General features: G+C 34.9%; 25 protein-coding genes. 19 read left to right on the top strand and 6 right to left on the bottom strand.

Translation table 11 applies throughout. From position 1 onward, the window contains the following. The first annotated feature begins 40 nt into the window (after positions 1 to 40). Both LGAS_RS09660 and LGAS_RS09665 read left to right on the top strand, forming a co-directional pair. Positions 41 to 442: an AraC family ligand binding domain-containing protein gene (locus LGAS_RS09660; RefSeq protein WP_035426549.1), complete on the top strand. Its 402-nt coding sequence runs from the start codon at positions 41 to 43 to the stop codon at positions 440 to 442. After that, positions 439 to 876, top strand: coding sequence for a helix-turn-helix domain-containing protein (locus LGAS_RS09665; RefSeq protein ID WP_065424008.1), 438 nt, complete (start codon positions 439 to 441; stop codon positions 874 to 876). Before LGAS_RS09660 ends, LGAS_RS09665 begins: the two co-directional genes overlap by 4 nt. 161 nt (positions 877 to 1,037) lie before the next feature. On the opposite strand, the gene LGAS_RS02410 is transcribed toward LGAS_RS09665, so the two are convergent. After that, a complete protein-coding gene (locus LGAS_RS02410; RefSeq protein ID WP_003647664.1) occupies positions 1,038 to 2,369 on the bottom strand; it encodes a solute carrier family 23 protein in 1,332 nt (443 codons plus the stop codon). Between the two features lie 416 nt (positions 2,370 to 2,785). On the opposite strand from LGAS_RS02410, the gene LGAS_RS02415 reads away from it, so the two are divergent. From LGAS_RS02415 to LGAS_RS02475, 13 genes are all read left to right on the top strand, one after another. Next, positions 2,786 to 3,550: a DeoR/GlpR family DNA-binding transcription regulator gene (locus LGAS_RS02415; RefSeq protein ID WP_003647663.1), complete on the top strand. Its 765-nt coding sequence runs from the start codon at positions 2,786 to 2,788 to the stop codon at positions 3,548 to 3,550. Positions 3,551 to 3,565: 15 nt separating this feature from the next. Then, on the top strand, positions 3,566 to 3,994 hold the full coding sequence (gene lacA, locus LGAS_RS02420) for a galactose-6-phosphate isomerase subunit LacA (RefSeq protein ID WP_003647662.1): 429 nt from the start codon (positions 3,566 to 3,568) through the stop codon (positions 3,992 to 3,994). A gap of 13 nt (positions 3,995 to 4,007) precedes the next feature. Beyond that, positions 4,008 to 4,583, top strand: coding sequence for a galactose-6-phosphate isomerase subunit LacB (gene lacB / locus LGAS_RS02425; protein WP_003647661.1), 576 nt, complete (start codon positions 4,008 to 4,010; stop codon positions 4,581 to 4,583). An 18-nt stretch (positions 4,584 to 4,601) separates the two neighbouring features. Further along, positions 4,602 to 5,282: a DUF4867 family protein gene (locus LGAS_RS02430; protein WP_003647660.1), complete on the top strand. Its 681-nt coding sequence runs from the start codon at positions 4,602 to 4,604 to the stop codon at positions 5,280 to 5,282. A gap of 231 nt (positions 5,283 to 5,513) precedes the next feature. Beyond that, a complete protein-coding gene (locus tag LGAS_RS02435) occupies positions 5,514 to 6,005 on the top strand; it encodes a PTS sugar transporter subunit IIA (protein WP_003647659.1) in 492 nt (163 codons plus the stop codon). 25 nt (positions 6,006 to 6,030) lie between these two features. Beyond that, on the top strand, positions 6,031 to 6,345 hold the full coding sequence (locus tag LGAS_RS02440) for a PTS sugar transporter subunit IIB (protein WP_003647658.1): 315 nt from the start codon (positions 6,031 to 6,033) through the stop codon (positions 6,343 to 6,345). Between the two features lie 24 nt (positions 6,346 to 6,369). Continuing rightward, entirely contained in the window at positions 6,370 to 7,788 is a 1,419-nt protein-coding gene (locus LGAS_RS02445) for a PTS transporter subunit IIC (RefSeq protein WP_003647657.1), read from the top strand. A 27-nt stretch (positions 7,789 to 7,815) separates the two neighbouring features. Then, positions 7,816 to 8,073: a hypothetical protein gene (locus LGAS_RS02450; RefSeq protein WP_003647656.1), complete on the top strand. Its 258-nt coding sequence runs from the start codon at positions 7,816 to 7,818 to the stop codon at positions 8,071 to 8,073. A gap of 303 nt (positions 8,074 to 8,376) precedes the next feature. Continuing rightward, positions 8,377 to 9,216, top strand: a complete 840-nt coding sequence (locus LGAS_RS02455) for a PRD domain-containing protein (protein WP_003647655.1) — start codon at positions 8,377 to 8,379, stop codon at positions 9,214 to 9,216. Between the two features lie 12 nt (positions 9,217 to 9,228). Continuing rightward, positions 9,229 to 9,585 (top strand): PTS lactose/cellobiose transporter subunit IIA, encoded by a 357-nt coding sequence (locus LGAS_RS02460; RefSeq protein WP_003647654.1) that lies wholly within the window; start codon positions 9,229 to 9,231, stop codon positions 9,583 to 9,585. A gap of 50 nt (positions 9,586 to 9,635) precedes the next feature. Further along, complete coding sequence (locus LGAS_RS02465; RefSeq protein ID WP_003653590.1) at positions 9,636 to 11,333, top strand: lactose/cellobiose PTS transporter subunit IIB; 1,698 nt, start codon at positions 9,636 to 9,638, stop codon at positions 11,331 to 11,333. Between the two features lie 15 nt (positions 11,334 to 11,348). Continuing rightward, positions 11,349 to 12,776 (top strand): 6-phospho-beta-galactosidase, encoded by a 1,428-nt coding sequence (lacG, locus tag LGAS_RS02470; protein ID WP_003647652.1) that lies wholly within the window; start codon positions 11,349 to 11,351, stop codon positions 12,774 to 12,776. A 144-nt stretch (positions 12,777 to 12,920) separates the two neighbouring features. Further along, complete coding sequence (locus tag LGAS_RS02475) at positions 12,921 to 13,997, top strand: ATP-binding protein (RefSeq protein WP_225793000.1); 1,077 nt, start codon at positions 12,921 to 12,923, stop codon at positions 13,995 to 13,997. A gap of 37 nt (positions 13,998 to 14,034) precedes the next feature. On the opposite strand, the gene LGAS_RS02480 is transcribed toward LGAS_RS02475, so the two are convergent. Further along, positions 14,035 to 14,919: a LysR family transcriptional regulator gene (locus LGAS_RS02480; protein WP_003647650.1), complete on the bottom strand. Its 885-nt coding sequence runs from the start codon at positions 14,917 to 14,919 to the stop codon at positions 14,035 to 14,037. 210 nt (positions 14,920 to 15,129) lie between these two features. Between LGAS_RS02480 and LGAS_RS02485 the strand changes: the two genes are divergently transcribed. The 4 genes from LGAS_RS02485 (at position 15,130) to LGAS_RS02500 (ending at position 20,666) form a co-directional block, all read left to right on the top strand. Then, positions 15,130 to 16,923 (top strand): FAD-binding protein, encoded by a 1,794-nt coding sequence (locus tag LGAS_RS02485; RefSeq protein ID WP_003647649.1) that lies wholly within the window; start codon positions 15,130 to 15,132, stop codon positions 16,921 to 16,923. 26 nt (positions 16,924 to 16,949) lie between these two features. After that, on the top strand, positions 16,950 to 18,365 hold the full coding sequence (locus LGAS_RS02490; protein ID WP_003647648.1) for a DASS family sodium-coupled anion symporter: 1,416 nt from the start codon (positions 16,950 to 16,952) through the stop codon (positions 18,363 to 18,365). Between the two features lie 127 nt (positions 18,366 to 18,492). After that, positions 18,493 to 19,413 (top strand): glutaminase A, encoded by a 921-nt coding sequence (gene glsA / locus LGAS_RS02495; RefSeq protein WP_003647647.1) that lies wholly within the window; start codon positions 18,493 to 18,495, stop codon positions 19,411 to 19,413. Positions 19,414 to 20,045: 632 nt separating this feature from the next. After that, a complete protein-coding gene (locus LGAS_RS02500; protein WP_003651203.1) occupies positions 20,046 to 20,666 on the top strand; it encodes a phosphatase PAP2 family protein in 621 nt (206 codons plus the stop codon). A 196-nt stretch (positions 20,667 to 20,862) separates the two neighbouring features. On the opposite strand, the gene LGAS_RS02505 is transcribed toward LGAS_RS02500, so the two are convergent. From LGAS_RS02505 to LGAS_RS02520, 4 genes are all read right to left on the bottom strand, one after another. Further along, entirely contained in the window at positions 20,863 to 22,074 is a 1,212-nt protein-coding gene (locus LGAS_RS02505) for an MFS transporter (protein ID WP_003647644.1), read from the bottom strand. Between the two features lies 1 nt (position 22,075). Beyond that, complete coding sequence (locus tag LGAS_RS02510) at positions 22,076 to 22,285, bottom strand: hypothetical protein (RefSeq protein WP_003651205.1); 210 nt, start codon at positions 22,283 to 22,285, stop codon at positions 22,076 to 22,078. Further along, positions 22,278 to 22,709, bottom strand: coding sequence for a MarR family winged helix-turn-helix transcriptional regulator (locus LGAS_RS02515; RefSeq protein ID WP_003647642.1), 432 nt, complete (start codon positions 22,707 to 22,709; stop codon positions 22,278 to 22,280). The genes LGAS_RS02510 and LGAS_RS02515 overlap by 8 nt, the downstream gene beginning before the upstream one ends. Before the next feature lie 87 nt (positions 22,710 to 22,796). After that, positions 22,797 to 23,384, bottom strand: coding sequence for a hypothetical protein (locus LGAS_RS02520; RefSeq protein ID WP_003647641.1), 588 nt, complete (start codon positions 23,382 to 23,384; stop codon positions 22,797 to 22,799). Between the last annotated feature and the right edge of the window lie 292 nt (positions 23,385 to 23,676).

A 23,676-nucleotide genomic window follows, 5' to 3' on the forward strand; every position in this document is an offset into this window, starting at 1 on the left:
TTTTCGTAACCAAGAAGTAATTATTTTGAAAGGGATTACAATGGTTGAGCATGAAGAAGTTCAAAATAATCAAAGACTACCATTTTATTTTTATCATGATAATCAGGTAAATGAGCCAGAACACTGGCATCAGGGAATCGAGCTTAACTATTTAATTAAGGGAAAAGATCTGCGTTTTGCGCTTGAGGGTAAAACTTACCATTTCAATAGTGGCGATATTTGGCTAGTTAATCGTCGTCAAATTCATAGTGCTTCTGGTGAAGATGAAGAATGGGAGTATGAAGGCTTTATTATTGACGATGACTTTTTATTAAGTCAGTATCCAACGAGTATTAATTGGAATCTGAGCTTACTAGGTAAGAGCAGTACTAAAAATCAGCCCGCTTATCGTGAATTGAGGGATGAAGTTGTTCCCTTGGTGAATTGTGTCGAAAAGGATTGACTGATGCTCGACGTTTTATGATTTTAAGTCATTTGATGAGAATTATTGTCTTACTTGATCAGAATTTTAATAAGAAAGAGCCAGTTACTAAAAGTCCTAATCTTCCCTTAGGGGATGAAATAATTAAATATATTAATGATCATTTCCAAGAAGATATTCGGGTTAATGATATTACAAAGAAATTTAATATTTCGCATGTAACTCTAAATCGGCAACTTAGGCAGAGCAATAATATGAGTATGGGTAAATATTTAAAGTTGGTTCGTTTGATGCACGCTAGAGAATTGTTGCTAAGTACGAATAAGTCGATTGAATTGGTGGCGTTTGAGAGTGGATTTTCAAATGCGCGGGTGTTGAATAGAAATTTTAGGGAATGGAAGCGTAAGACACCAACGGAATACCGAAATGAATTTAGTACGTACTTTATTAGATAAGTTATCAATGTTTTAGCAATAAAAATATAATAAGATACACAAAAAATGAATAGATGTCGAAATTAAAAAATTTGTTTTGTCAATGGCACAAAGCTCAAATGAACTACTAAAAAGGCTAGAATCCACATTACATGGATTCTAGCCTCTTTTCATATATCCAATTAATTAAAGTATTTTTGCTCTTTTTCTTTCTTTTCAGCTTCTAATGCTTTTTCACTAGCTGCCTTTTTAGGCAAAATCCAGTTCATTAACATACCGAAGATTGTACATAGAGCAACTGAAGTTAATTGGAAACTACCAAGTTGAAGATAAGCGCCACCAATACCGATAACTAAGATAACTGAGGCAATTAACATATTACGTTTTTCACCAAAATCAATCTTGTCATCAACTAAGATCTTAAGCCCATTAGATGCGATAGTTCCGAATAATAAGAAAGAAATACCACCAATAACCGGCATTGGAATTGATTCGATAACTGCAGCGACTTTACCAACGAAACTGAAAATAATTGCAAATACAGCAGCTCCAGCTAATACCCAAACTGAGTGAACTTTAGTCATTGCCAATACACCGATATTTTCACCATAAGAAGTGGTAGGTGGACCGCCGATGAAACCAGCAATAATTGTTGAAAGACCATCACCCATCATAGTTCTATGAAGACCAGGGTTCTTGAAAAAGTTCCTCTTAGTTAGAGAGTTAAGAACCATAATGTGACCCATGTGTTCAGTCATGGTAACAAAGGCAATTGGAGCCATAGTTAAAATAGCTGCAGGATACCATTTAAAGTGGTAGCTGATTCCAGGTACATCTAAAGCTGGCATTGAGAACCAAGCAGCTTTTGCTACACCAGAAAAGTCGACAATTCCTAGCACGCAAGATAAAGCATAGCCACAAATGATTCCCAGCATAATTGAAACTAGACTTGTAAAACCTTTGAAGCACATTTGGAAAATTAAGGTCATAATTAGTGTAAAAATTGCAACTCCAAAGTAAGTCAAATTGTACTTAGTGCCTTTCATCATGGCGTCATTAGCAGCAGTAGTTGCTAACGATAATCCAATTACGATAATAATTGGCCCAACTACGATTGGCGGTAAAACTTTATTAACCCAATCAGAACCAACTTTGGCAATGACTAAGGCTACGACCACGTATACAAGACCAGCAGCGATTGCACCTTGAGCAATTGCAGGATAGCCATCTTGTCTCATTAAGGCTTGCATAGTAGCAACGAAGGCAAAACTTGAACCTAAGTATGCTGGAATCTTGAAATGAGTTAGTAACATATGAACAAGGGTACCAACACCAGATGATAACAGGGCAATACTTGGGTTAATTCCAACTAAGATTGGAACTAGGACGGTTGAACCAAACATGGCAAACAAGTGTTGCATTGAAAGCAAAATGCCTTGTCCAAGTTCAGGCTTCTCATAAACGTCTAAGATCGCATCATTATTATGAAATGTGTCTTTAGGCATCTTTTTCATTTTTTCCTCCTTGAAAGTGACAATTGGATGACCTAAAGAAAAAACGACTATCTAAAGAATTACCTCTAAGATAGTCGTTTCTGTTTAAAACTATGCAAAAATAGTTTACGCGCAGACTTCCTTGATAGCCTCACAGGACTAAATTAAAGGTCATCACTTATATTTCTTTTTTATTTAACTAAGTTATCGGAAAAAAGTCAAGCGTGAAATTTGAACTGTTCTAACTTGTGAGTTTGAAAGTTCATAAAAAATTTAAATATTTTATTTGTAAGCGATATCGTTGCTATAATACGGCTCAGGAGGACTATTTGGCAACTTTTGACGAAAATGAACACAAATTAACTTTGACAAACATAAATGAACATATATAATAAAGATGTAATGAGTTGGTTAGCCAAATAGAATTAAGGTGAACAATGCTAAAAAGAGAACGATTAAGAAATATTTTAGAAATTGTGACTGATAGAAGGTTTGTGACCGTTGATGAATTGGCTAGGGAGCTGCAAGTTTCAGATATGACAATTAGACGGGATCTCAATGAATTGAACACAACTGGTAAAGTGATGCGAATTCATGGAGGAGCGCAAGTGATTTCTCAGCAAGATTCGGTTGAAAAGAATTATATGCAAAAAAGAGAAATCAACATTTCTGAAAAACAAGCAGCCGCTGAAGTTGCAAGTAAGATTGTTCAAGATGGCGAAACGATATATGTTGGACCAGGAACAACCCTAGAGTTTATGGTTGCTAAGCTAAATCAAAGAAAATTACGGATTGTTACTAATTCTTTGCCTGTTTTTGAAACAGCTAAAAAGAATCCAAATAATTATGAACTAATTTTAATTGGTGGAGCATATCGTCGAGTTAGTGGAGCTTTCATTGGGGCACTAGCAAATAATCAGTTAAGAGGGATATCTTTTGATCGTGGCTTTGTTGGCGTAAACGGAATTAAGGACACCTCAATGATGACTGCTAACTTAGAAGAAGGACAGACGCAAGGCTTGGGGTTGAATCGCTCACGTAAAAAGTATGTTGTGGCTGATTATCATAAGATTAATCGCAATGACTTTTATGAGTTTTACCACTTATATGATGTTGACGGTTTGATTACAAGTCCTGGTCTTGATCCGGATATCGTAAAGCATTACAGCCAAATCACGACTTTATATCAGGGTAGTGAATAGCGAAAGGAGAACAACATGAAAGTTGTTATTGGTAGTGACAAAAAAGGTTTTGAATTAAAAGAAAAAGTTAAGAAGTATCTAGAAGATGGCGGCTATGAAGTCTTAGACGTAACGCCAGAACCAGCAGAAGATTTTGTAGAATCTAGCTTAAAAGTTACGCATGAAGTCTTAGACCATGGTATTAAAAAGGCCATTATGTTTGATGAATATGGTGTTGGTTCAGCAATGGCATCAAACAAAGTTAAAGGCATGGTAACTGCTGATGTCAACGAAGAAAGAACTGGACACATGACTGCTATGCACAACGGGGCTAAAGCCTTAGCAATTGGTAGTGGCATTGTTGGTGAAAAGCTTGCCGAATCAATCATTGATTACTACTTGCATACTGAATATGCGGGCGGACGTCACCAAGTTCGTTTAGACATGCTTGAAAAAATGATTTAGAGGAGGCTTGAAAATGTTTGATAATGATAGACCACAACCAGAATTTGTAGACCCCAAGATTGATAAACATACTGTTGTTGCATTAGGTAATGACCACATTGTTACGCCAATTAAAATGGCATTATCTGACCATTTGAAAGAGGAAGGATACCAAGTATTAGACTTTGGTACTTATGACAACACTAGAACTCACTACCCAATGTATGGTAAGCGTGTTGCTGAAGCTGTTGCTGATGGTAGAGCTGATGTTGGTATTGTAATGTGTGGTACTGGTATTGGTATTTCAACTGCTGCTGATAAGAATGAAGGCATTCGCGCCGCAATGGTTGGCGATGTTGCTCAAGCTAAGTACGCTAAACGTGAATTAAACGCTAACGTCTTAGGTATGGGTGGTATTGTTTTAGGAAGAGACTTCATTTTCTACATTGCTGATGCATTTTTGAATGAAAAGTATCAACCAACTGAAGAAAACAAGAAGTTAATTGAAAAGATCGATAGTATTGCTAAACCAAATCCTGACCAAAAGGACAATGAACACTTCTTTGACGAAGAAAATAAGAAGTGGGCTGAAGGTGTATATCACGATTAGTTAGAATGGGGTAATAAGATGAGTAAATTAGAAGAATTTAGAAAAGCAAATCCCCAATACAAGATTTTAACTTTGGATGATCCATCTTTTAAAGAATACGGTGTACTCTACACTAATGACTTTAATTTAGATGATGTTTATAAGGTAATGGAGAAAGTTCCAATTCCTGAAACTGGCATGAAATATATCGCTAATATTCCTGAACTAGCTGATACTTATACAATGTTAGCTGTAAAACGCGATATTTTTGGTGAAATTCCAATTGATGCTGGTGTTACATTGGGACACTCAGATACATTTACTGCATTTGAATATCACCAATGTTCAGAAGTAAACATTATGCTTGATGATGTCTTAATGGTGCTTGGTAAGCGTGAGACTTTGGAAGAGAAACATTTTGTTGATCCAAATACTGAAGCTAGAATGTTTTACATGCCAAAAGGCACTATTGTAGAGCTCTACAATGATACTCTCCACTATGCTCCAATTCAGATAACTAAGAAGGGCTACAAGGTAATTGTGGCTGTAATTCATGGTACTAACGCTGTTTTGCCTGAAGGCGTTAAGAGTCTGAATCCACGTGTAGTTAAATGTGGAAAGTTCCAAGTCGTTCACCCTTCTCGTAAAGATAAGATTGAACAAGGCTATCAAGTTGGCTTAAGCGGGGATGTAATCAAAACAACTCCCCTTGATGAATAAATAATAAACTACAATATTTATAAATTTCCCTCAACTTTTATTAATAGAAACTTATGGAGCATATAGTTATATGCTCCATTTTTTTATGCTAAAATTAGTTTAAAATTATTTTTGAAAGCGCTTGTAATTTAACGAACAATATTATATGATAATGGTGTAGTAAATGAACAATATCTAACATATAAAAACAAAAGTAAAAGCTCATTTACACATACTGGAAAGGTGGTTCATATGACAGTGGCAACTAGTTTATTTGCTCCTGACGCAGTTTTTACCAGCGACAAGACAAGTAAGGAAGAAGTCCTAAAAGAGGTCTATGGCAAATTATTAAAGGCTGGCTATGTAAAAGGAAATTTCCTTTCACATATTATTGAAAGAGAAGAGCATTATCCAACTGGAATTGACACTTCGCCAATTTCAAAAGAGTTGCCAAATGTCGCAATTCCTCATACAGAAGGCGAATTTGTAAATGCTCGTCTGATTGTTCCAATTGCTTTGAAACATCCAATTAAGTTTCAAAATATGATTGCTCCGGATGAAAGTTTAGAAGTTAAATTCTTATTTATGATTTTAAACAATGATCCGGAAGGACAAGCAAATGTCCTAGCACAGATTATGGGGTTCTTATCCACAACGCCAGTTAAAGATTTAATTAGGCTGTTTAATCTCACTTCATCCAAAGAAATATTTGATTTTATGAGTGAGAATTTTAAGCAAGAATAGGAAGATATTTTGGGAGGTATTTATTATGGCAAAGGAAGTTAAGTTATTAGCTGCATGTGGTGCAGGGGTTAACTCTTCTCACCAAATTAAGGATGCTGTTGAAGAAGAAATGAAGAAACGTGGACACAACGTTCATGTTGATGCTGTGATGATTAAGGATGTAAACGAAGATATGCTTAATCACTACGATGCATATTTAACCATTGCTAAGACTGATTTAGCATTTCAACCTAAGATTCCTTTAATTGAAGCAGGTCCAATTCTTTACAGAATTCCAGCAATGGCTCAACCTGTTTATGACAAGGTTGAAGAAGTAGTTAAAAAGGTAGAAAACGAATAGCAGTTATTCCTGGGGGAATAGAAAATGAACGCGATAATTGATTTTGCGAATGCTATCTTTAAGCCTTTAATTGATATGGGGGCACCAACAATCATGTTGGTTGTTCTTACTATTATTGCTCTATGTTTCAGAGTCAAATTTAGTAAGGCTCTTGAAGGTGGTATGAAATTAGCCATTGCCTTAACAGCGATCGGCGACATTATGAATTTATTGACTACCAGTTTTGCACCAGCGATGAATCAATTCGTTAAGAATACTGGTATGCATAAAGATATTATGGATATGGGATGGGCACCACTTGCTACTATTACTTGGGGTTCTCCATATACCTTGTACTTCTTGTTAGTTTTAATTATCTTGAATGTTTTAATGTTAATCTTCAAGAGAACTAACACACTAGATGTTGATATCTTTGATGTTTGGCACTCAGCCTTTGTTGGTTTGTTTGCAGTCTTCTGCGGAGCACCACTTTGGTTAGCAACTTTATTAATTTTACTTATTGGTTATTTGAAGATCGTCAACTCAGACTTAATGAAGCCAACTTTTGACGACTTGCTAGATGCTCCATCAAGCAACCCTATGACTACTACTCACATGAACTACATGATGAACCCAGTAATCATGGTCTTCAATAAGTTCTTTGATAAGTGCTTACCATGGCTTGATAAATACGACTTTGACTCAGCTAAATTAAATGAAAAGATTGGTTTCTGGGGCAGTCGTTTCGCAATTGGTGTTTACTTAGGTATCTTTGTTTCATTACTTGCTGGCTACAACTTTACAACTGAACAAGGTTGGAAGACAATGTTTACTCTTTCCTTCACAGCCGGTGCATGTATTGAGTTGTTCTCAGTTATTGGTTCTTGGTTCATTGCTTCTGTTGAACCATTATCACAAGGTATTTCAAACTTTGCTACTTCAAAATTCAAGGGACGTACATTCAATGTTGGTCTTGACTGGCCATTCATCGCTGGACGTGCTGAAATTTGGGCAGCTGCTAATGTTTTAGCTCCAATTATGATGGTTGAAGCTATGGTTATTCCAGGTAACAGATTAATGCCTTTAGGTGGTATTATTGCCATGGGTGTTACTCCAGCCTTGTTAGTTGTAACTCGTGGTAAGATTATCAGAATGATTATCATTGGTACGATTGAATTACCAATCTTCCTTTGGGCAGGTACTTTAGTTGCTCCATTCGTAACTCAAGTAGCACACCAAGTTGGTGCTAATATTCCAGCTCACACTTTAGTATCAGATACTACTATGGAAGGTCCTATTGAAAAATTCTTAGGTTACTTAGTAGGTAACGCTTGGAAGCATCAAGGAATGTTCATTGTTTATGCAATCTTAGCTATTGCTGCTTACATTTTAATCTTCTGGTGGTACTCAAGAGAAATGAAGAAGCGTAATGCTAAATATGCAGCAGCTGCTAAGGAAGCATAGTTAAAATATTATTTAGAAACGGTAGAGATGATTTTTATGAAGACAAAGAAAGTTAGCCGCGAAGAAGAAGCACGACGTAAGCGAGTATTATATTGGACAATATTTGTAATTGCGATTAATATTCCACAACTTTTCTTTAAAAATATTTTTATTGAAGGCTTTGCAATGATTGGTACTATTTATGCCCTTTATCGCTTGGTTGTATTCGATAATAAAAAGAATCGTCTCAGCCGTAAATATTATGACTGGAAGGGCAGACCTTTAGACGCAAAGAATAAGAATTAAAACAGTTTAGAATAAGTTATTAAAAAAGTTAAGATTTATATTTTTAGAAAAAACCGCACGCAAAAAGAGATTGGAAATGAAACCAATCTCTTTTTATTTAGGAAGAATAAATAATAAAATAAAAATGTTCTAATAAAAGCGTTTACATTTAAAAGAATAAATGCTAACATACATGTGTAAGCAAAAATAAATGTGGATTGTAACTAATACGATTAGGCAAAACCGCGAATTTTTAATACAGATGACTAACTGTAATCTCGTATTAAAATTCGTGGTTTTTTATTTTTCCTGGAGGGGTGAAAGATGGAATACCGAATAGTCCAAATATTAAACAATAATGTTGCTATTGTTCATACCAGGAATAATAAACAAAACATTGTTATGGGAAGGGGTGTTGCTTTTCATAAGCAAAAAGGAGATTTAATTCAAGAAGAAAATGTCGACAAGGTATTTGAAATAAGAGATAAAAATACCGTTAATGATTTAACAACTCTGTTATCAAACGTACCGCTAGATTTTGTCACTACAAGTTATGACTTAATTGATCAAGTTCAAGCAAAATATCATTTTGCTGCTGAGCCGTATATCTACGTAACTTTAACAACACACTTGTTTGGCGCATATCAACGCTTAATAAATGGCGAAGATGATGTTAATTATTTACCAGACTTAAGTGATAATTATCCAGTTGCTTACCAAATTGCGGACGACGTAATTAAAGGATTTAAAAGTAGTTTAGATATTTCTTTTCCAGAGTCAGAACACAAGAGTATCGCTCTTCACTTTATCAATGCTCATACTAGTGGAAGTGTTGAGGAAGAGAAGAGTCAGAGGGAAAATGATGAAATCATAGAAGTTGTTCAGAATGAGCTTGAAAGAAATGGAATATATCGAACGCCAAAAAATGCCAACGATTATGACAGATTGTTAGTTCATTTGAAGTATTTTATTAATCGGCTTAATAATCATGAGCCAGACAGTTTATCAGTTTCTAAAGGAATGATTGGAGAAATAGAAGCCAGTTATTCAAGAGCCTGGGAAATAGTTCAAAGAATTAAAGAATTAATGCAAGAAAAATTGCAAATAGAATTGTCATTAAGTGAACAAACATATTTAACAATTCATATTCAAAGATTAATTTAAGGAGATTAAAAAATGGATGCAGAAAAGCAAATTACTAAAGAAGAAATTTCAATGACTGGTTTTTCAATTGTCGCTTATTCAGGAGATGCAAGAACTTACTTGATGCAGGCAATGGATAAGGCAAGTGAAGGGAAAATCACTGAAGCAAAGGAACTTGTTAAGAAAGCAGAAGAATCAATTAACTTAGCTCATAATGAACAGACTAAGCTCTTGAGTAAAGAAGCTGGAGGAGATGATATGGATGTAACCTTCATTATGGTCCATGGACAAGATACATTGATGACCACAATGCTTTTAAAGGATCAGATGAAGACAATTATTAACCTTTATGAACGAGTAAATAAGCTCGAAGGAAATAGTATTGAATAAGTAGTTTAAAAATAAATGATTTTTAAACTTAGGATGAGGAGGAAGAAAAGATGAATGGTTTTACCAAAGCAATGGATAAAATGAAGCCAAAATTCGAAAAAATAGCGGCTAATCCATATGTTTCAGCAGTTCGTGACGGCTTTATTGCTGCCATGCCAATTATTTTGTTTTCAAGTTTGTTTACGCTGATTGCATATGTACCAAACGCATGGGGATTTTATTGGCCGAAGGCAGTAGAAAACGCATTGGTTTTGCCTTATAGCTATTCAATGGGTTTGCTTGCTTTATATGTAACTGCAACTTGTGCGAAGAATTTAACTGATTATAAGAACTTAAAGCTTCCTAAGACAAACCAGATTAATCCAATGAACGTTATCTTAGCTGCTGAAATTTCATTCATTATTATTGCTATTAAAGTTGGTAAAAATGGATTAGATTTAACTTACTTAGGTACGCAAGGATTAATCGCTTCATATATTGTTGGTTTAATCGTACCTAACATTTACTATGCATGTGTTAAGAACAATGTAACTATTAAAATGCCTGATGTTGTACCACAGAACATTGCTCAAACATTTAAAGACATTTTCCCAACGACTTTCTCAGTTGCATTGTTCTGGATAGTTCAAATTATTTTAAACCAACTCTTTGGTGCAAACTTATCAGAATGTGTAGTAAAGGTTCTTTCACCATTATTCCACGCAAGTGATACTTACGGTGGTTTAGCATTAGTTGCTGGTGCGATGGCATTCTTCTGGTTTGTTGGTGTGCAAGGTCCTTCAATTGTTGCTCCAGCCGTAGCCGCAATTGAAACCACTAATGTTGGTTTGAACCAACAATTAGTTCATGCTGGAATGCAAGCAAGTCATGCTTTAACTATTAACTGTCAAGACTACGTTATGAACATGGGTGGTACTGGATCAACTTTCGTAGTTCCATTCATCTTCTTACTTTTAGCTAAATCAGCTCAAAACAAAGCCGCTGGTAAAGCCGCTGTTATTCCTGGATGTTTCTCAGTTAACGAACCTATTTTGTTTGGTGCTCCAATTATCATGAACCCAGTATTCTTCATTCCATTTTTGGTAACACCAATGTTCAATGTTTGTGCTTATAAATTCTTTGTTCAAGTTCTTCACATGAACGCTTTATACAACACATTACCTTGGACTGTTCCAGCTCCAATTGGTATTATCGTATCTTCTGGTTTTGCTGGTTTATCATTTGTTTATGTAATTTTAACTTTAGTTGTTGATACTTTAATTTGGATTCCATTCTTTAAGTTTTACGACAACGATTTGTACAAGCAAGAACAAGCTAAGCTTGCTGCAGAAAAAGCTGCTGGTGTAGCTACTGCTACTGATGATTCAACTGCTAGTCTTGCAGCTACTGACAAAGAAGCTAAGGAAGGTATTACTAAAGATACTAACGTAATGGTTATCTGTGCCGGTGGTGGTACTTCAGGTATCTTAGCTAAGGCTTTAAACAAGATGGCTAAAGAACGTAACTTACCACTTCACGCAGCTGCTCGTGCTTATGGTCAACACATGGATATTATTCATGACATGGACTTGATTATTTTGGCTCCACAGATGGATAGTATGAAGGATAACTTGAAAGAAATTGCTGATCATGATGGTTCTAAATTAGTCACTACTACTGGACGTCAGTACATTGAATTAACTCAAAAACCTGATTTAGCATTTAAGTTTGTTGTTGATAGCCTTGAAGGCAAGAATGAAGATAAGTAATTGAGGTAAAAATTAATGAAAGAATTTAAATTTCCAAAAGGATTTTACTTTGGCGGGGCAACTGCTGCTTACCAATGTGAAGGCGCAACAAAAGAAGATGGTAAAGGTGAAGTAATCTGGGATAAGTACTTGCGTGAGCAAGGAACAATTAATCCAGATCCAGCTTGTGATTTCTACCACCGTTATCCAGAAGATTTAGAATTATGTAAAGAATTCCATATTAATGCAATTAGAGTTTCAATTGACTGGGCAAGAATTTTTCCAGAAGGTGAAGGGAGAATTGAGCCAAGAGGTGTTGAATATTACCACAAGTTATTTAAGAAATGTCATGAAGAAGGCGTAGAACCCTTTGTAACGCTTCATCACTTTGATACGCCACAAGCCTTGCAAGACAAGGGCGGCTGGCTTTCACAAGAAATGTTAGACGCTTTTGTTGAATATGCTAAATTCTGCTTTAAGGAGTATGCTGGTGAAGTTAGATACTGGATTACGATTAATGAACCAACATCAATGGCTGGTCAACAATATGTTGGTGGAACATTCCCTCCTGCGTACAAGGATCAATTTGATAAGTGTTTTAAAGCTGAATATAACCAAAATCTAGTTCATGCCCGGATTGTTAATGCTTATAAAGAAGCAGGCTATACTGGCCAAATTGGTATTGTTCATGCTCTTCAAACTGTTTATCCAGCAACTGACAGTGAAGGCGATAAGCATGCCGCTGAATTGAAAGATGTATTAGAAAATAAGTTTTATCTTGATGGAACATTAGCAGGTAAGTATTCAAAGCATACTCTTGCTTTAGTAAAAGAAATCATTGATGCTAATGGTCAACAAATGATTGACATCAAGCCGGAAGACGAAAAAGTACTTCTTAAAGCTGCAAAACAATTAGACTTTGTTGGAGTTAACTATTACTTCTCGAAGTTTATGAAAGAATATCATGGCGACACCGAAATCATTCATAACGGTACTGGTGAAAAGGGAACTGATGTCAACCGTATGAAAGGCGTGGGTGAAGAAATTCACCCCAAGGACTTGCCAGCAACTGATTGGGATTGGATCATTTATCCACAAGGGATGTATGATCAATTGAAGCGTGTTTACGATGATTATCCTCTAGTTCATTCAATCTATATTACCGAAAACGGAATGGGTTATAAGGATAAGTTTGAAGGCGAAGATAAGATCATCGATGATACACCAAGAATTGATTATCTAAAGCAACATATGGAAGAAGTAGCTAAGGCAATTGAAGCTGGTATTCCAGTTAATGGTTACTTTGTATGGTCACTGCAAGATATGTTCTCTTGGACGAATGGTTATTCAAAGCGTTATGGTTTATTCTATGTCGACTTCAAGACGCAGAAGCGTTACGCTAAGAAGAGCGCATATTGGTATAAGAAACTAGCTGAAACTCGAGAAATTCCTCCTGTTGATTAAAAAATCATTTAAAGCTAAGTACTGAATGAAAGTACTTAGTTTTTTTTGATGGAAAAGTTTAAAAGAGTTTAAAAGTAGATATGAAGTTTAAAAGAGTTTAAAATAAAATATAAAGTTTAAAAGAGTTTAAAAATGAAAGGAGACATGAAAGTGAATAATCCTTTTAATCCCACATTTGGTGATGTTCCTAAAATATTTCTTGATACAGATACTAGAATTAATGATTTAATTTCTAAAATTAAAACTAGTGATTTTGCTCGTTCGTTTTTTATTACTGGCGTTAGAGGTTCAGGGAAAACTGTTTTTCTAAACGCAGTAGCTCAAAAATTGGATCAAGATGATAATTGTTATCGGATTAACCTTATTAATAAAGATAATCTGGTCGCAAGTTTAACAAAGAAATTGGCTATCAAGACTGAATCTGCTTTTCAAAAAGCTCTAAATAATGTTAATTCAATTACTGTAAAAGGAATTAATATTGATTTAAACAGTTCTGAAACAGAATATGATATTGTTTTAGAGAAAATACTGGAAAAAGTAAAGAAACAAAATAAATACGTTGTTGTTACAATTGATGAAATTACTAATACCGAAGCAGTAAGAGAATTTGCACAAGTCTTTAATGAATTAAAGGGAGATAATTTACCGATTTTTGTTTTAATGACGGGTCTTCCAGATTTGATTTTAGATATCCAAACTCAAAGTAAATTAACATTTTTGCTGAGATCAGAAAAAATTCACACATTACCGCTAAAAAATGCGGATATAATTGCTGCATATACATCTGTATTTAATTGTTCTTTAAGTGTTGCAAGTCGAATGGCAAAAATGACAGGGGGATATGCTTTCGCCTTTCAGTTATTGGGGTTTTTATTGTTTGATCAACTAAACGGAAAAATTCCTGAAAGTGCAGATCTTGATAAAGTTTCAATCCCATTTCAATTGCAACTATTTGATAATGCATATCAGAAAATATTTATTGATTTATCTGAATGGGATCGCAAATATTTATTAGCAGTTAGGGGAAATAAGCGACTTCAGGATGTAGTCAAGATCTTAGGAAAAGATAAAGTTTTTGTAGCACAATATCGAAGAAGAGCTATTGAGCGTAAGTTGATAATTCCAGCTGGGTATGGATTAGTACAATATACACTTCCATATTTTGATGAATATTTAAAACAGACTGAAGATCCTGATTCAGCTTATTATTGGGGATATTAGAAAACCAGCCAAGCATTCAGTGCTTAGCTGGTTTTGTTTAATTTAGATGGAACCTTCGAAGAATATCAATTCCTTGTCTTTGATATTTATTGGGAATAAAACTTTTTCTCATTGCAATTTGCATGTATGCCCAGAGTTTTTGTCCTGAACGTAGACGAATTATGTGGAGATCTTTTTCATCCTTAACGGAATTCTCCATTGCTAGAGCAATACCAACATTTCTTTTAACTAAATCGATCATTAGTTTCATTGTTCGAGCCGTGTATAAAATGTTTGGAGTAAAATCGCCGAGCTTTGCCTCTTCTTCCAAACATTCTCTAGTTAAGTAACCCTTTTGTCTGGCCACAAACTTGCGGTTTCTTAATTCTTGGGCATCAATAACTTTTTTATTTTTCCAAGGATCATCTTTACCAGTAATGATAACTAACTCTGTTCTATCTAAATTACGGATAAAATAGGCAGGATCATTGATTGGCACCATCCAAGAATAGATAGCAACGTCTACATCGCCATTGTTTAAATCTTTAAATGCAGTCGCACTTCTTTCTAAGCGAGCATCTAACAGGTTAACAATGTCTTCTTTATAAAATTTTTCTATAATTTCAGGAATATAAATACTACCAGCAATTCCAGAAAAGGCTACTCTAATTTTTTTAATATTGGCGTGTTTAACGTCGTAATCGATACTTGCCATTTCTTTTAAAAGATATTTTGCTTTTTGATAAAGTAATTCACCTGCGGGTGAGAGTGTAATTTTACTTTTGCGATTCTTTTGAAAAATCAGGGGATCATCAAATCTATTTTGAAGTCGCTTGATCGCCATCGAAATTGTCGGTTGTGTAACGTTAAATGAATTAGCAGTTAGGGTATAGTTCTGTGTTTCAACTAATTTGCAAAAATATAGTAAATCCTTGTCATTCATATTCTTATCTCTTTTATAAATATTTTTTATGAACTAATCTTTTTTAATTATAAGTTACATTTTTCACAATTACAAGGAATCTATGATATATGCAGTTTTACAGAGTTGAATAGCACAATTTTATTCACAATTACCCACTAGAAAAAGTTTATAAAGAGATATAAATTGCTATGTGTAAAGGATGAAACAAGTTTGTGAGGAGAAGAGCATATGGTGTATAAGACGAAAGTATCTTGGGATGCCACATATGATGTAATTGTAATTGGCTTTGGTGGCGCCGGAGCAGGTGCAGCGCGTTTTGCTGCTGATAATAATGCAAAAGTTCTTTTGATTGATGCTGCTCCTGAAGGAAGCGAAGGCGGTAATACTAGATATGCTGGTGGCGCGTTTGCTTGGGGATCAAATTTTGATCAACTGAAAGAATACTATAAGCAGACTTATTATCCATTTGAGTATGATGAAGAAGCATTAGATACCTTTATCAAAAATGTAATGCAAATGAAGGAGTATTCAAAAAAGTATTTTGGAATTGAAGCTCAACCAACAGGTAGAAGACCAAATGGCGAATATCCAGAATATAAAGATGCTGCTTCTATGCAGTCTCAAAGTATGACTAAAGGGATGTACAATGGCGGATTTTGGAAATTACTTCGTAAGCAAGTTTTTGATCGACTAGACAAAATTGATATTTGGTTTGAATCGCCAGCTGAGCACTTGATTCAAGATCCAGATACTAACGCTGTAATTGGTGCTGTTATTAAGCGAAATAATAGAGAAGTAAATGTTGCTGCTAAAAGAGGAGTTGTTTTAAGTCTAGGCGGTTTTGAAAATAATCAAAGTATGGTTCAAGACTTTTTAGGTCAAGGTTCGCTTGCGCCAATTGGTACTTTGTATAACCGTGGTAAGGGGATTGATCTTGCTGTTGAAGCAGGTGCGCGATTATGGCATATGTCTAACTACGATTCACACGGCTTATCGCTTAGACAAAATGAACCACGAGAAAAATTTGCTTACATGATTAATTGGAAGAGCCTATTTAATGGGTCAATTTTTGTAGCAGGTGATGATGGAACTCGTTACTTTAGAGAAGATGAAGAAGATCGTCATGGCTACAAGTACAATCATGGAAATTGGGTTATGATTCCTAATCAAAATCATCCACATATCATTATGGATCAAGCTCAATATGAGCAGCTTTCTAACGATCAGTCAGCTAAGGCAGATCAAATTAAAGAATTGATTTCATATGCAATTAAAGCTGATTCAATTGAAAAATTATCTAAAAAAATTGATGCGCCATATTTAAAGCAGGCAGTTGAAGACTTTAATTTCTTAACTGATGTGAAAAAACGAGATATGTTTTTGAACAGAAAAATTGAAACAATGAGATCTTTAAAAGAAGGTCCATACTATGCAATTCCTGTTCGTCATAATATTTTGCATACACATGGTGGTGCACAGAGAAATTCTAAATGTGAAGTAATTGGACTTGATGGAAAGGCAATTCCTAATTTATATGAAGCCGGAGAATTAGGAGACATTTTTGCCACTAAGTATTTAGGGGCCAATTCAATTGCTGATTTATTAATTTCAGGAAAGATTGCTGGAACTAATGCAGCAAAAATAAAGAATAACATGACTCTTCCAGATGCTGTTACTAGCGCAAGTCAAGTTCATGAAGATTTAAAGAGTGATGCACATCAAGTTAAGATGCATTTTGAAGCTGGTAAAAATCAAGGAATTGGGTCAAGCGATCAAGGGATTAATGATCTTCCAATTGTTGTTCGTGTAACTTTAGATGAAAATCAAAACTTAAAGAATATCGAAACGCTTCAAGAAAAAGAATCTGGCGATTTGGGTGGTCAGGCAATACCAAAATTGACCCAAGAAATGCTCGACCATAATTCTGCTGACGTGGACTCAGTTTCTGGTGCAAGTACAACTAGTAGAGCATTTAAAGATGCTGTTAAACAAGCAATAGAGAATGCTCGTAAAAGCAAATAGCTTTGGTTAGGGGAGAAGATATACAAATGTTAGCAAAAGTAAATTGGAAGGGATTTATACTTCCAGTAATTATTGGATGTGTATTGTGGATCATTACACCTTTTAGACCGGCTGCAATAACACCAATTGCATGGCATTTATTTGCCTTATTTATTGCCACAATCGTGGCATGTATTACTAAACCATTACCGATGGTTGGTTCTACTTTGGTTGCTGTTACAATTGGTACGCTACTTCATATTTTTAATATTAAAGAAGTATCTGCATCTTTTGGGAATACGACTGTTTGGTTAATTGCAATGTGCTTGTTCATGTCTGCTGGATTTATTAGATCAGGATTGGGTAAACGTGTTGCTTATCTATTTATTAGGTCTTTTGGAAAAAGAACAATTGGCTTAGCTTATTCACTTTCAACGGTTGAAACCTTAATGGCGATTGCCATTCCAAGCAATATTGCACGTGTTAATGGTATTATGTATCCAATTATTGACGCCTTATCTAGACAAATGGGGTCAGATCCAAAAGAAGGTACACAAAGAAAGTTAGGATCGTATTTGATTTTTAACGAGTACGAGGTAAATATTGTAACTTCAACTATGTTTTTAACTGGACTAGCTGGAAATATGGTTGCTTTAGGTATTGCAAAAACGCAAGGAATTACTGTCTCATGGATGCAATGGTTTTTAGCAGCAATTGTTCCAGGTCTAATTTCTCTAATTTTAGTACCATTTATTTTATATAAAATTTATCCACCAGAAGTTAAAGAAACACCTAATGCTAATGCATGGGCAAGTAAAAAGCTTGAAGAAATGGGAAAAATGACGCCTGCTGAAAAGATTATGGCTTGCGTATTTGTTTTGGCATTACTTTTATGGTTATTAGGATCAAGTATTGGAATTGATGCAACTTTAGTTGGTTTTATCGCAGTTTCAATTTTGTTAATTTCAGGTGTCATTACTGTTAAAGATATGATGGATCAAAAGGGTGCTTGGAGCTTGATTGTATGGCTATCAATTGTAATGCTTATGTCACAGAAATTAATGAAATTAGGATTTTTCCCTTGGTTCTCAAAGGAATTAGGTCTAATGCTTCATGGCGTTAACTGGGTTTGGGTCTTAGTAATTCTATTCTTGGTTTACTTCTATATTCACTATATGTTCCCATCTATTACTACGCAAAGTTCAGCCGTTTTAGCAGGTTTTCTATCAATTGCACTTGGAGCTGGTGTTCCAAAGCTAATGGCGGGATTAATGCTAGGCTTTGCAGGGTCGATCTTTTGTTCAACGACTCCTTATTCAGCTGGACCAGCTGCACTTCTTTCAACTACAGGATATGTAAAATCATCAGATTGGTGGAAATTGTCCGCAATTTTCGGTGTCTTTTTGAATATTGTATGGCTTGGCGGCGGTCTGCTTTGGACTAAAATAATTGGTTTTTGGTAAAAAAATAAAATATCAGCGGTGCATGTTATCGCTGATATTTTATTTTGTAATCTCAAATATTTCACCTAATCAATTGAATCATCTATGCTTAAAGTGAGAGTGTGTTTTTCATAGAAAAGAAATAGCTATGATTCAATTAGAGCAATTAGTTCAGAAAAATTTAGCTAAGGAAAAAGAAGGTAAAGTTGCAAGTTATATTCCTGCCTTAGCAGAAGTTAACCCTAAGCAATTAGGAGTAGCGCTTTATGATTTAGATGACGGCGAAATTGGTGAAGCTGGGCAAAGTGAAGTGCGATTTGCAATTGAGAGTATTTCAAAAGTAATTACCTTGATGCTTGCTATAAAGAAGATGGGGATCCAAGAAGTATTTAAGCATGTTGGATCTCGTCAAACCGGTTTTGCCTTTAATTCAATTCTTAATATGGAGATTGAAAAGGCAAAATATCCACTGAATCCGTTTATTAACGCCGGCGCTATTGCCACAACATCGATGGTAGTAAGTAAGACCGGAGAAGGAGCATTTGAGGAAATCTTATCATTTGCCCGTGATATTTGTAATGATCCTAATCTTTATTTAGATCAAATTATTTATCATTCTGAAAGACGGACTGGTAATCTCGACCGGTCACTTGCATATTATATGGAATCTAAAAATATGATGCTTGGAGATGTGGTAACTAGCCTTGATACGTATTTTAAGCAGTGCTCAATGATGGTTACAGCTCATTCTTTGGCTAATTTAGGTGCCGTTTTGGCAAATGGTGGGGTGAAGCCATGGGATAACAAGCGGATTATTTCTGATGAAGAGGCTAGATGTGTTAAATCGTTGATGATGACAACGGGTCTTTATAATCAATCAGGAACCTATTCGCGTTTAATTGGCGTGCCAACTAAGAGTGGGGTTGGTGGTGGTTTAATGTCAGCTGCTCCACATAAATATGGAATTGGGATTTTTAGCCCTGCACTTGATAAGGCTGGCAATAGTGTTGCTGGCCTTGATCTATTAAGAGATATTGTCGAAGGATTAGAATTGGATATTTTTGATTAGTTAAAAATTGGATAGAAAAAAGCTAAGCTACTCGCTATTTTTTGCGGGATGCTTAGCTTTTTTATTATGCGGTTAAAAGAAATTGTATGTTCTATAATGAATCCTGTTGATGGATATCTATGATATTCTGCCCATCAACAGGATTTGCAAAACTGCTTTCTTTTAATATATGAGCTATATTTAAAATTCAATTTCTAGTAAAATATTATCCAGGTTCAAGTATAGCAGGTGGCTTCTGCTAGAACTTAGTAACTTTAGCATGGCTATACGCCCCTCAAGCATTTTAAGTTACGGAGGTGGAAGCTCATGCAAAATTGGGTGGACTGGAGAGTCAGATTGATGAGTGATATCTTTCGCTATTGCGGTAAGCATTATCTTAGGTGCTCTTGGTACATGTGCCATAGTGTCGCAAAAGCTTACGCAATAATAAAAAAAGCTAATCACAAGGATTAGCTAAACTCAAAAGTCATCTTAAGTTACGATTGGAGTTAGTGACTCGCACTCACTAGCTCCTTTTCTTTTATAATTATACACTAAAAAGTTCATTTATGATATGAAAGCGTATGTAAAAATCATATATGATAAATTAAGTGGTAAAATAATAAAAAACATTAATGGAAATAGGAGTAAAAATGAAAAAATATTCAAAAGCAATATATTGGGGATTACCAATCAGTTTAATCCTTGCTATTTCAATTATTTTGCATTTGGGTTGGATTAATGCCTTCGATAATTTCTTTGAAGGATTAGTTCATATTGTGCCTAATTTGAAGGGGTTAATGCTAAAAATTACTTTTTTGGCCGATACAAAGGTTGATTTGGTTTGGATGGTTTTAATTGCTGTAATTCTATGGTTTAGAAAACATCGTCCGCTTGCAACCAACTTAGTTTTAACGATGATTACCGGAGATGCTGTGGGTTGGGTAATTAAGCACTTAATCCAAAGAGCACGTCCAGTACAACACTTAGCAGTTGATGACGGTTTTAGTTTTCCAAGTGGCCATACCTTAGGAATGGGAATGATTGTAATTTGGATTATAATGGTTCTTTTACCAGTTGTTTTAAAGGATAGAACTAAACGTTTTTGGATTGATTTTCTTTTAATTGTTTGGTTAGTCATCGTAATGATTTCTAGAGTATATGTATATGCTCACTATCCATCAGATGTTTGTGGCTCCGTTGCAATTGCCTTAACTTGGGTTGCTGTTATGCAATTTGTCTTTGAGAAAATTAAACAAACAGTAAATAAATAATTAAAAAAATAGGGTCAAGTGTAACGCTTAACCCTATTTGTGTGAGCAGTTTTATGATTTTGGCGGTTTGTAGGTTATGAACTAGGCGTATTTACTTGGCCTTAGGCAAAAAATGAGTAGATAAATAGGTAGTATTCCGACACTAGGGAGAGAGTAGAAGAATCATCCAAATGTTTCTGGATCTTTATTAAGTTCTTTATTTGGCAAGATTTCTTACAACATTGAAGTTAAATAATATTAAGTTTAAGACTACGATTGCTGCCGTGACAATAAATACCATGCTGTAGCTGGAGATTCCAGCGATAAAGGAACCAAGAAGCGGTCCAACAATATTTCCAATATACATTGCGCTTTGATTCCATGAAAAAATTCTACCTGTTACAGCAGCTGGAGAATTTTTAGTAAGCAAAGTTTGTACTTGAGGAAAAAGGCAAGCGTCAGTGAAACCAACTAAAAACCTTAAAATACCTAACTGAACTGTATTGTGAACAAAAGCAGTTAAAAAGAAGAGAATTGTTGCACCAATAAAACCACCAATAATGATCTTGTGCGTACCAATTCTGTCGCCCAAAGCACCAAAGCGAGAAGCAGCCAAGAAAGTAGCAATTCCGGGAAGCGCCGCGATAATTCCAGAAACAAAGACCACATTGCCGTTTCCGTTCATTAATTGCTTAACATAAAGTGAAACAATCGGATTAATTGAGTTATTAGCAGCTTGGATTATTAAGGTTGTTAAGAGTAAGCCAAAAATTAAGGCAGGGGAGCGAAGAGTTGCAATGACGCCACTTGCTTTATCGAGCTTCTTTTCAGTAATAGGTTTAAATCCTTCTTCATGAACAAAGAATAGTGAAAGCAGGAAAGAGATTAACAATAAACCGCCTGTAATAAAGAAAGTGACGCGGTAACTAAATGCAGAAGCAAGTGCACCTCCTAAAAATGGTCCAAGCAAGTTGCCTGCGGTAAAGGCTGAAGACATGGTTCCTAAAGCTTGACCAGACTTTTCCTTGGGAGTTTCTGTAGCAATTAAAGCATTCGAGTTTGATACAAAACCCGCAAAAACTCCTTGTAGCATTCTTAGGAAAAATAGTTGCCAGACGTTAGTAACTAGGCCCATGCTTCCAAGAACAATTGCCATTCCTAGAGAGGCTCGCAAGATCATTAGTTTTCTACCTTTTTTATCAGCTAACTTTCCCCACCAAGGAGAAATGACAGCCGAGACAAAGTATACTCCTGAAAAAATAAAGCCAGACCAGAAGTTTAATTGCTGGTGAGTAAAATGACCTAAAGTATCAATATATAGGGGCAGGAAAGGCATAATCTCTGAAAAAGAGATTCCTGCAATAAAAACAGCAATCGAAAGAACAAAGAGATTCTTTTTCCAAATGGGTTTGTCAGCTTTTTTTTGCATGCTAATCCTCCAACTTCTTAAAGTTTACAGTCTTATTTTTCAGAGATATTTTTCCTACTTCAAAACCATAGTCTTTTAATTCCTTTTTGTAAGTCAAAAAAGAATGGTCAATTGGCAGACCAGCAATTTCTTGAATTTGATCAAAAGATAATTGAAAATCACTATCTTTATTGTTTTTGATATATTCACAGAGTGGATTGAATTTACTCATTTTTTGGCCTTCTTTGAACTTGTTTTTCTAAATTATTTGATATTTCTTCTAGTTTAGTTAAAGTGTCAGAATTTACCGTGCCGACTAATTGATTAACTTCTTCAAAAGCTTGATTAACTTGATCAAGAACATCTTTGCCAGCTGGTAAAAGAAATAATTGCTTCTTTAAACCGTTTTTGGGATCAGGACGGCGTTCAATCATCTGCTTTTTTTCTAATAATTTAACTACATTGGTAAAGCTAGCAGGTTGATAAAAGAGATATTCAGCAACTTCTTTTTGGATACAACCGGGATGCTTTTGAATATAACGTAAGGCATGAGCATGCGTCATCCTTAAGTTAATTGAACTCAATCTTTGATTAATTAAAAGATTTTCTAGTTTACCAATATGATATAGAAGATTGGCTAGTGGTCGTTTTCTCATAGAATTCCTTCTTAAAAAAAGTTGTAATTACAACTAATATTAAAAACAATTATAGCGTAATTAATTGTAATTACAACTAGTTATCGATTAATTGTTGGGATTAGTGATTTTTGAGAAATCATATTTACGATATTTTATTGCAGCTTTTTGATCCTTAAAAATAGCACTGTGAATATCGCCTGATGAATATGCTAAGTAGAGGCAGCGATGTCCTTTAAAAGTACCTGTAATATAAATAATATCAACAGTATCTAAGAAACCACGTGCCCGTAACCATTGAGAACCGTTTTTGTCTTCAAAAGATACCATTGTTGTGTTTCCAGCATAGGTTTTATTGTCTTTTTCAGAACGATGGCTCAAATTTAAATTGGGATCTGTTTTTTGATAGACCACAGAATCCATGATTGTATGTTTGGTAATGATAAATTTTCGAGCCTGGGTGCTATAGATATCAGTTTGGTACCAAGTACCTTGAAAGTTGTCTGGAATTGTAGCCAGTTTAAAGCCTGGATATTTTTTATTTAAGTTTGGCTTAGGAGTAGTGGTCGTGCTATTTTTTGAAGTAGTGATTGAGGATTTAGAACTGGAAGATTTATTTTCATTATTATTAGATGAAGTATTGCTGCAAGCAGTGAGCAATAAGGTTGAAAAAATTACTAAGACTAGCTTTTTCATGTTTTTTACTTCCTTAAGATATGAATTTTTGCTATAAGTATAGCAGAGAGATAGGAAAATCTATGATATTTTTTTAACCGCAAAACAAAAAGCAGACATCTGGGGGAAGAGAAGTCTGCTTTTTTAATGTCGTATGTTATTCTGGGAGAATAAGTAAGGTGTAGAAGTTCCCTTACTTGTCTAATAGAATACCCTTAATTTTTTAAATAAAGCTAGGCATAAGATTTAAAATTTGCAAAGAATTTCTTTAAAAAGTTTAAAGAAGTAAAATATAATTAAAACAAAAGTATTT

This window comes from Lactobacillus gasseri ATCC 33323 = JCM 1131, from assembly GCF_000014425.1.
GTDB classification, from domain to species: Bacteria; Bacillota; Bacilli; order Lactobacillales; family Lactobacillaceae; genus Lactobacillus; species Lactobacillus gasseri.